This window comes from Xinfangfangia pollutisoli, from assembly GCF_020179405.1.
GTDB classification, from domain to species: Bacteria; Pseudomonadota; Alphaproteobacteria; order Rhodobacterales; family Rhodobacteraceae; genus Pseudogemmobacter; species Pseudogemmobacter pollutisoli.
In genome coordinates this window covers 1-9,093 of record NZ_JAICBZ010000119.1, presented here as the reverse complement: position 1 = coordinate 9,093, position 9,093 = coordinate 1, and the positions used below count along the sequence as shown (strand labels likewise).

At 67.2% G+C, this 9,093-nt stretch carries 8 protein-coding genes and 1 pseudogene; all 9 read left to right on the top strand.

Going from position 1 to position 9,093, the window contains the following annotated elements; genetic code table 11:
• A pseudogene (locus K1Y73_RS20425) lies at positions 1 to 1,100 on the top strand (hypothetical protein); the annotation flags it as partial.
• Positions 1,101 to 1,213: 113 nt separating this feature from the next.
• Positions 1,214 to 2,353, top strand: a complete 1,140-nt coding sequence (locus K1Y73_RS20420; protein WP_225030171.1) for a type VI secretion system protein TssA — start codon at positions 1,214 to 1,216, stop codon at positions 2,351 to 2,353.
• A gap of 3 nt (positions 2,354 to 2,356) precedes the next feature.
• On the top strand, positions 2,357 to 2,890 hold the full coding sequence (tssB, locus tag K1Y73_RS20415) for a type VI secretion system contractile sheath small subunit (RefSeq protein ID WP_225030170.1): 534 nt from the start codon (positions 2,357 to 2,359) through the stop codon (positions 2,888 to 2,890).
• The gene (gene tssC, locus K1Y73_RS20410) at positions 2,890 to 4,404 is read left to right on the top strand and encodes a type VI secretion system contractile sheath large subunit (protein WP_225030169.1); all 1,515 of its coding nucleotides are present in this window, start codon (positions 2,890 to 2,892) and stop codon (positions 4,402 to 4,404) included. The genes tssB and tssC overlap by 1 nt, the downstream gene beginning before the upstream one ends.
• A 131-nt stretch (positions 4,405 to 4,535) precedes the next feature.
• On the top strand, positions 4,536 to 5,027 hold the full coding sequence (locus K1Y73_RS20405; RefSeq protein ID WP_225030168.1) for an Hcp family type VI secretion system effector: 492 nt from the start codon (positions 4,536 to 4,538) through the stop codon (positions 5,025 to 5,027).
• 35 nt (positions 5,028 to 5,062) lie between these two features.
• Positions 5,063 to 5,779: a type VI secretion system baseplate subunit TssE gene (locus tag K1Y73_RS20400; RefSeq protein WP_225030167.1), complete on the top strand. Its 717-nt coding sequence runs from the start codon at positions 5,063 to 5,065 to the stop codon at positions 5,777 to 5,779.
• 3 nt (positions 5,780 to 5,782) lie between these two features.
• A complete protein-coding gene (gene tssF / locus K1Y73_RS20395; RefSeq protein WP_225030165.1) occupies positions 5,783 to 7,663 on the top strand; it encodes a type VI secretion system baseplate subunit TssF in 1,881 nt (626 codons plus the stop codon).
• Positions 7,627 to 8,679, top strand: a complete 1,053-nt coding sequence (gene tssG, locus K1Y73_RS20390) for a type VI secretion system baseplate subunit TssG (protein ID WP_225030164.1) — start codon at positions 7,627 to 7,629, stop codon at positions 8,677 to 8,679. The genes tssF and tssG overlap by 37 nt, the downstream gene beginning before the upstream one ends.
• The coding region (locus K1Y73_RS20385; RefSeq protein ID WP_225030163.1) for an FHA domain-containing protein at positions 8,676 to 9,093 on the top strand (418 nt) is incomplete at its 3' end. The genes tssG and K1Y73_RS20385, both read left to right, overlap by 4 nt.

Here is a 9,093-nt window from a genome sequence, read left to right as displayed (position 1 = left end):
CCGCGCGGGCGGCCGAGGGGCCGGCGCCCGCAAGCCTGACCGGCCATGCGCCGGTTGAGGCCGCGGCCGCCAGCCTGCGCGCGGGCTTTGCCGGGCTGGCGGGCGCCGATCCCGCGCCGCAGGCGCTGACGCTGGCCCAGGGCGTGCCGGGCCCGGGCTGGGCTGCGGCGGTGGCGGGGCTGTTCGGCGCGGCCAAGGGGCTGGAGGATTGGCAGATCGAGGTCTTGGACCTGACGGCGAAGGTTCAGGGCCTGGCCCCCGATGCGGGTGCGGCCAAGGCGATCCGCGCGGCGCTGGAAGGCTGGGCGGCGGCCAATGGTTTCACCCTGAGCGCGACGCTGACCATCGGCCCGCGGCTTCTGCCGGTCGCCGATGTGCAGGCGGTGCTGGACGGCCGCGCGTCTTGCGGGCGGCTGGCCCAAAGCGACCCGCCGGCCGGGGGCTACCCGCTGGGCGCCACGATCACCGTCACCGGTTTTGCCCCCGGCAGCGAGTTGGCGGCCGACCTGCAGCTTGCCCTGCGCGACGCGATCGGCGACCGCAAGCTGCGCATCGACCTGGCGGCGCTGAACCCCGATGTCTGCGCCGTGCGCCAGGTTCTGCCCGATGTGCCGGCCGATGCGATCTCGATCCGGCTGTCCGATGGCAAGACCGGCGCGCCCAATCTGACCGGCGTCTTCCACAAGGGCGACAATCCGGTCGTCGATGTCTTGATCCCCGAGCAGATTCGGGGCGGCAAGCTGTGGGTCGTCGTGGTCGACAACACCCATAAGGTGATCAACATCCTGCCCAATGCCAATGCGCCCGAGACCGAGATTTCGCGGCTGGGCGTGGTCGAGGCGGGCACGCGGCGGGTGCGGGTGATGTTCTCTTTCGCCGAGCTGGTCGAGGATCGCAGCCGGCTGGCGCTGGTGATCAATGACGGCGATTTCGGCAAAAGCGAGTTCCTGGCCTTCGTGGTGCGCGACGATCTGTTCCCGACCCGGCGGCCGCGCGACGAATCGATCACCTCCTTCGCCGAGGCGCTGGCCCAGGCCCAGGCCGAAGACCCCGGCAATATCCTGGCCTTCGCCTCGCGCCTATTGGATGCCCGACCTTGACCGCTGCGGGACGGGCGCCGATCCTTGGCGTCAGTTTCGTTGCAAGAATCGTATTCCTCTGACAGTCTTCGCGGATATCGCAGCTTTTTCTTTTCTTATTCGGCACTGGCGCTATGGATTTTGAGAGTTTTCTCACCCCATTGGATGGCGGGTCGCCCTCGGGCAGTGACCTGCGCAACGATGCGCGGTTCCATGCGCTGGAAAATCGTCTGCAACCCGCGGGCCGCGTCGCCCGGCTGAAGCTGGTCGAGGATGGCGGAACTGGTCAGGTCGAGCTGGACTGGGCCGAACTGGCCGAAGAGGCGGCGGCGCTGTCGCGGGCGGGCCGCGATCTGCGGCTTCTGGTGATCGTCGCGCGGCTTTGGGTGAACGACCAGCGCATGGCGGGGCTGGCGCCGGGGCTGAAGCTTCTGGCCGAGACGGTCTCGGGCTATTGGGACAGCCTGCATCCGGCGCTGCGCCCGGCGGGCGGCAAGCGCGAGGCGGCCTTGCGCCGGATCAATGCGCTGTATCAGCTGGAAAATCCCGATGGCGGGGTGCTGGGCGATCTGGAATTCGTGACGCTTCTGGCGCCGCGCGGCATCGGCCCGGTCACCGGGGGCGATCTGGCGGCGGGGGCGCTCAGCCGGGCCGCCTTCGCCTCGGAAATGCCCAGCGGCTTAAGCGAGAAGGAACAGGCTGCGCTGATTGCCGGCCATGAGGCGCGGCTGAACCGGGTGACGGCGGCTTGCCGGGCGACGGCGGCGGAACGGCCCGAGGATATGGAAGCGCTGAAGGCCGCGCTGGCCGAGGGCCGGGCCCAGCTGACGGCGCTGGAAGCGGCGCTGGCGCCGCATGTGACGGAAAACGACGTGGGGGTGCGCTTCGATGCGCTGGGCCGGTTCCTGGCGCGGATCGCCCAGACGCTGGACGCCGCCGCTGCGCCCGCGGCCCCTGATGCCCCCGCATCCCTGGCCCCGACCGGAGGCCCTGCCATGACCCAAGCCCCGAACGGCGCGGCTGCGCCGGGCCCGGCCGCCATTCCCGGCCAGATCAATTCGCGCCGCGACGTCGAGCGCTGCCTTGATCTGGTGATCGACTTTTACGAACGCACCGAGCCGTCCAGCCCGATCCCGCATCTGGCCCGGCGGATGCGCAAGATGGTTCCAATGAATTTCATGCAGTTGATGGAAGAAATCGCGCCGAGCGGGCTGAAGGAATTCCGCTCGGTCGCGGGGGTTTTCGAAGAAAAGAACAGATCCAGGGGAGAATGAGCCATGAGCGAGAGCAAGGCGAAAGTGATTGAACGAAACCGCGCTCCGCGCGTGCAGATTGCCTATGACGTCGAACATTACGGCAGCCCGACCACGATCGAGTTGCCCTTCGTGATGGGCGTGATGGCCGATCTGGCCGGCAAGTCCGAGACGCGCGAGGCGATGAAGGCCCCGGCCGACCGCAGCTTTGTCGAGGTCGATGCGGGGCGGTTCAACAAGTTCATGGAGGCGCTGGCGCCGCGGGTGAAGGCGCGGGTGAAGAACACCCTGCCCGGGAAGGAAGGCGAGGCGGCGGATGACGAGATGTTCGTCGATCTGTCCTTCAAGTCGATGGGCGATTTCGCCCCCGACAAGATCGCCGAACAGGTGCCGGCGCTGGCCGAATTGCTGGCGATGCGCAAGCAGCTGGAGGAACTGCTCAGCTATATGGACGGCAAGGTGAATGCCGAAAAGCGCATCGCCCAGCTTCTGCAGAATGAACCCCTGCTGCAGCAGGTGGCGACCGAGGCGATGAAGGATCAGGGAGGCACCGAATAATGGCCGAGACCGAAAAGGCTGCCGGCGCCCCGGGCGCGGCCGAAGCTCAGGCGATCGACCTGGGGGAATTCAACGACCTGTTGGAAAAGGATTTTCGCGTCAAGGATGACGGTTCGGCCAAGCTGAAGAAGCTGGTGCAGAACCTGGCCCTTGCCGCGCAGGAGAAATCGGGCACGGCAACGATTTCCGGCAATGCGGTGAAGTCGATCAAGTCGCTGATCGCCGGGATCGACCAGATCCTGACCACCCAGATGAACGAAATCCTGCACGCGCCGGAAATGCGGCAGATGGAGGGCAGCTGGCGCGGCCTGCATTATCTGGTCAACAACACCGAGACGGATGCCAAGCTGAAGATCCGGGTGCTGAACATCACCAAGGATCAGCTGGCCGACCAGCTGGAAGACTTCGAAGGCCAGATGTGGGATCAGTCTCCGGCCTTCAAGAAGCTGTATTCCGAGGAATACTCGATGTTCGGCGGCGAGCCCTATGGCGCGCTGATCGGCGCCTATGAGTTCAGCCATCATCCCCGCGATGTGGGGCTGTTGCGCAACCTGTCGGGCATCTGTGCAAGCGCGCATGCGCCCTTCATCGCCGCGGCCGCGCCGCAGCTGTTCCGCATGGAAAGCTGGCAGGAACTGCCCAATCCGCAGGATCTGAAGCAGATCACCTCTTCGCCCGATTATGCCAGCTGGCAGTCGCTGCGCGAAAGCGAGGATGCCCGCTACATCGGGCTGACCATGCCGCGCGTTCTGGCGCGGCTGCCCTATGGCGCCAATACCGTGCCGGTCAAGGGCTTTGCCTTCGAAGAGGAAATCGATGGCAAGCATGACCATTACGTCTGGATGAACGCAGCCTTCGCGATGGGCGTGAACATCAACCGCAGCCACAAGCTGTATGGTTGGGGCACGCAGATCCGCGGGGTGGAATCGGGCGGCACGGTCACCAATCTGCCGGTCCATGCCTTCCCGACCGATGACGGCTCGATCGCGATGAAATGCCCCACGGAAATCGCCATCGACGACCGGCGCGAGGCGGAACTGGCCAAGCTGGGGATGATGCCGATCCTGCACCGCAAGAACACCGATCTTGCGGCCTTCATCGGCGCCCACAGCCTGCAGGACGATGACGCCCGCGCCGGCCGTCTGGTCGACCCCGACGCCCAGGCGAATGAACGGCTGTCGGCGAACCTGCCCTATCTGCTGCCGGTGTGCCGTTTCGCGCATTACCTGAAGGCCATCGCGCGCGACAAGATCGGCACGTTCAAGGAACGCAACGACATGCAGGTCTGGCTGTCGGAATGGATCAACCGCTACGTCCTGGCCAATACCGCCATGGCCGATGACAAGGCCAAGGCCAAGCGCCCGCTGGCCATGGCCGAAGTGCAGGTCGACAGCGTCGAGGGCCGGCCGGGCTATTACAATGCCCGGTTCTACCTGCGCCCGCATTACCAGCTGGAAGGCATCAACGCGAGCCTTCGGCTGGTGTCCGAGCTTCCCTCGGTCAAGGGCGCCTGACCGCAGGCCGCCCGGGCGCGCGCGCGGCAAACGCGCGGCCCCCGGGAGGGCGGCGGAATTGAAGCGACCCCTTCGGGTATTGGTCGAAGGGTATTTTCATCGAAGTTCTAACCTTTTGAAAGGAAAAGGAAATGGCATTTACGGGTTATCTGAAGATCGAAGGCATCGACGGGGAATCGAAGCGCGCCGATCATGAAAAGGAAATCGACTGCTTCGGCGTGCAATTCGAAGCCAAGCAGATGTCCTCGGCCTCGGTCGGCTCGGGCCGCACCCGTGGCCGCGCCACCCTGTCGGATTTCACCTTCAACAAATGGCTGGATGCGGCCTCGCCCTATCTGATGCTGGCCTGCGCCAAGGGCAAATCCTTCAAGGAAATCGTCTTCACCGCCCGCAAGGATTCGGGCGATGCGCATCTGGATTACCTGATCATCACGCTCGAGAACTGCATCATCTCGTCCTACCAGATGGCGCAGAACGCCCCCGAGGAAACCTCGAACGAGCTGGTCTCGGAAACCGTGGGCGTGTCCTATGAGAAGGTCACCTTCAAATACGTGCTGCAGGCCGATGACCATTCGGCCGGCGACGAGCATGAGGTCGAATACGATCTGGTGGCCGCGCGCTAAGGCGCGGCGCCCTGACCCGGAAGGAGGAACATGCCGTGGCGCAAGGCCAGGTCCAGGTGCAGGCGCGCCGCGAGGCGGTGCAGCCCAGCCTCTGGGACAGGCTGATCGACGACCTTCCGGGTCTTGTCAGCGAAACCGACCTGCGCCGGCACGAGCTGGCGCAGGCCCTTGGTGCCGAGCGGCTTGAGGCGATGATCGCCCAGGGGCCGCGCGCGGTGGATCAGGCCGGCGATCTGGACGAGGACCGCCGGCGTGAACTGGCGCAATTCCTGCAACTGCTGGCCCGGCGGGCCTTTCTGGAAGACCGCGGCATCGTGGTGACGGCCGATATCCTGCGCGAAGCGGTGCGCCGCGATCTGGAAGAGCTGTTCGGAATGGAACGGCTGCAGGCACGCTTTCTTTGGACCGATGCCGAACGCGGCAATGTCGAGGATCTGCAGGATGTTCTGGCCGATTTCCCGCATGTGCAGCGCTCGGTGCTGAATTTCGGCGTGCCGTCCTTTTCCGGCCGCCGCGCCCGCGATTTCGAACCCGAAGTCCTGGCGCGCGAGTTGAAGGAAATCGTCGCGGTCTTCGAGCCGCGGCTGAAGCGCGACACGATCAAGATCAGCGTCGATACCTCGGGGCGCGAGGGGTTGAAGGTGAAGATCGAGGCGGTGCTGATGCTGTCTCCGGTGCCCGAACGGCTGCGGCTGTCGACGACGATCGACCTGGACAATGGCCGCGCCGCGACCCGGATCGAGGAGGCCTAGGCGATGGATCGCGCCTTCCTGGGCTATTACGAGGCCGAACTTGCCCATATCCGCGAGCTGGCGCTGGAATTTGCGGGCCTGCATCCCACGGTCGCGCGCAACCTGTCGCTGGATTCGGTACCTTGCCCCGATCCTTATGTGGAACGGCTGCTGGAAGGCGTGGCCTATCTGGCGGCCCGCACCCGGCTGAAGCTGGATGCCGAAAGCCAGCGCCATGTGCGCGGCGTGCTGGATGCCTTGTACCCCGATCTGGCCGGCCCCGCGCCCGCCATGTCGACGGTTGTGCTGCATCCGGGCCCGCAGGTGCAGACCATGGCCGATGGCCATGTGGTGCGCCGCGGCACGCGGCTGGTCGCGGCATTGCGCGAGGGGATCTCGACCCGCGCCACCTATACGACCGCGCAGGATGTGACGCTGTGGCCCATCGCTTTGGCCAGCGTTGACTACCTGCAGGATCGCGGCGCGCTGACGGCGGCGGGCGTGCCCGAAGCGAAGATGAAGGGCGCCGAGGCCGGGCTGCGGCTGACCTTCCGCCGTCAGGGCGCGGGCACGATCTCGGATCTGTCGCTGGACCGGCTGGATCTGGATTTCTCGCATGGCGCGCGCTCGGGCGCGATTTTTGACGCGCTTTTCGCGGCGCCCTTGCCGGCCCTCGCCCGCCATGCCGAACCGGCCGCGCCCTTCCATGCCGCCCCCATGCCCGGCCTTCTGGGCCTGCGCGATGACGAGGCGCTGTTGCCCCGCTTGCGTCCCAGTTTCGAAGGCTACCGGCTGCTGCGCGAATATTTCCTGATGCCCGACCGCTTTCACGCCCTGCGGCTGACCGGGTTGCAGCCGGCGGTGCGGGCGGCGGGCCTGCGCGGGCTGGAGGTGATCCTGCCCTTAGGCCGCCCGGCGCCGGGAATTGCCGAGGTTTCGGCCAAGGATTTCCGGCTGTTCGCGGTGCCGATCGTCAATCTCTTTGAAAAAGAGTGCAACATCGTCGAGATGGACCCCCGGACCACGGCGCATGTCGTGCATGCCGACCGCACGCGGCCCCTGGATTTCGAAATCCACCGGCTGCTGCGGGTGTCGGATGCCGAAACCGACGGCCCGCAATCCGAGTTGCATCCGCTTTACGCGCCCGCGTCGCGGCTGGGCTCGGGGATGGTCTATACGGTCGAACGTCGGCCCCGGCGGCCGGGGGGCGATGAGTTGCGCCGCGGCCAGACCCGCACCTCTTACACCGGCGACGATCTGTTCCTTTCGGTCGCGCGGCCGGCCGAGGTGCAGCAGAACCGCCCGCTGCGGCGGCTGGACATCCGCGCCTTGGTGTCGAACCGCGATCTGCCGATCTTCGACGACACGCCGCGGCTGGCCTTGGAAACCGGCGATCCGGTGGCGCGTGTGGATCTGCTGGCCGCGCTGCGCCGCCCGCGCGCCTCGCTGGCCGCAAGCCTTCCCCAGGTCGGGCGCGAGGGCGAGGCGGCGATGGACGATCTGACCTGGCGGCTGGTGGCGCAATTGTCGCTGAACCATCTGTCCTTGGCCGAGGAAAGCCGCGGCGCCGAACCTCTGCGGGCGCTTCTGGAATTGTACGCCGACCGCGGCGATCCGGCACTGGCGCGGCATATCCGGGCGCTGAACCGTGTCACCAGCCGGCCGGTGATCGAACGGCTGGACCTGCCGGGGCCCTTGTGTCTGGGCAAGGGGATCGAGATCACCCTGCATCTGGACGAGGCGCCGCTGTCGGGGGCCAGCGTGCTGCTGCTGTCGGCGCTGTTGAGCCGGCTCTTCGCGCGCCATGCCAGCATCAACAGTTTTGTCCGCACCAAGACGCGGTTGCAGCAAAGACAGGAGGAGGTGACATGGCCGATGGCCCTGGGCATCCGCGACCTGATCTAGGCTTCCGCAACCCGGAGCCCGAAGAGATCGGCTTTTTCGAGCTGCTGCGCCGGCTGGAACGCGATGGCTTGCGCTTTGGCCGCTCGGGCGGTCCGGGCAAGGAACCGGCGCGGCTGGGCCAAAGGGCGCGGCTGTCGATGGCGGTGCGCGATGTGGCCAGCTTCACCCCGCCCGGCGACGGCGATCCCGCGCGGGTCGAGGTCGAGGTGCTGGGGCTTTTCGGCCCGGAAGGCGCCATGCCGCTGCATCTGACCCGCTGGGTGATGGCGCGGCAGGCCGAGCGCTGGTTTTCCTCGGGCCAGGCGCGGGTGACGGCGGATACCAGCTTTCTGGATTTCGCCAATATGCTGCAGCACCGGCAGCTGGCGCTGTACTGGCGCGCCTGGGGCGATCTGCGCCCCGAGGTGCAGGTGGAACATGGGGTCGGCGGGCGGGTCATGGCGCTGCTGCGGGCTTTGGGCGGGGTGGGCCTGCCCGGGTTGCGCGCGGCCAATGCAAGGACCGCCGATCCCGATCTGGCGCTGCGCCAGGCCACCGCGCTGGGCCATCAGGTCAACGGGCCTGAGCGGCTGACCGGCTATCTGTCCGATCTTCTGGGCGTGCAGGTGCGGCTGGTCGAATTCATCGGCCATTGGCTGGAAGTGCCCGGCCCGCTGCAGACGCGGCTTGGCCAGGGGTTCAACGCGCTGGGGCAGGGCGCCCTGGTCGGCCGCCGGGTGTTCCAGCGCCAGGGCCGGGCCGAATTGCGGCTGGGCCCCTTGCCCCTGCCGGTCTATCTGCAGCTGATCCGCGACACGGGCGCGATGGCGGCGCTGCGCCGGGCGATCCGCTTCGTTGCCGGCTCGGATATCGAGTTTGATCTGCGGCTGGTGCTGGCGCGGGACGAGATCCCCGAGCCCCGGCTGGGCCAATGCGCGCTGGGCCGCACCGCCTGGATCGGCGCCAGGCCCGCGCGCGATGCCGGCGACTGGCTTTGCCGCGGCTTTTCCGCCCGCGATGCGGAGGCCGCGGCATGAGCCTGCGCCTGATCCTGGAATCCGGCCCCACGCCGCAGGCCCGCAGCGAATTCGCCTTGGGCGAGGGCCGGGTGGTGATCGGCCGGGGCGAGGATTGCGACTGGAGGATCGAAGACCCGCAGATGTTCGTCTCGCGCCGGCATTGCGTGGTGATGGGGCAGGGCGGGCAGTATCGCGTCACCGATGAAAGCCGGGGCGGGCTGTTCCTGGACGGCGCGCCGGCGCCCCTGGGGCAGGGGGTGACGGCGGTTCTGGTGCCGGGCATGCGGCTGAAGATCGGCGATTTCGTGATCCGGGCCGAGATCGCCGCCTCCGCCGCTGCCGCCCCGGCGGGCTCTGTGCTGCCGAAATGCGCGGGGCCTGCCGATGTCGAGGCTTTGGCCCGGCTTGTCGCGACGCATGGCGGCGGCGATG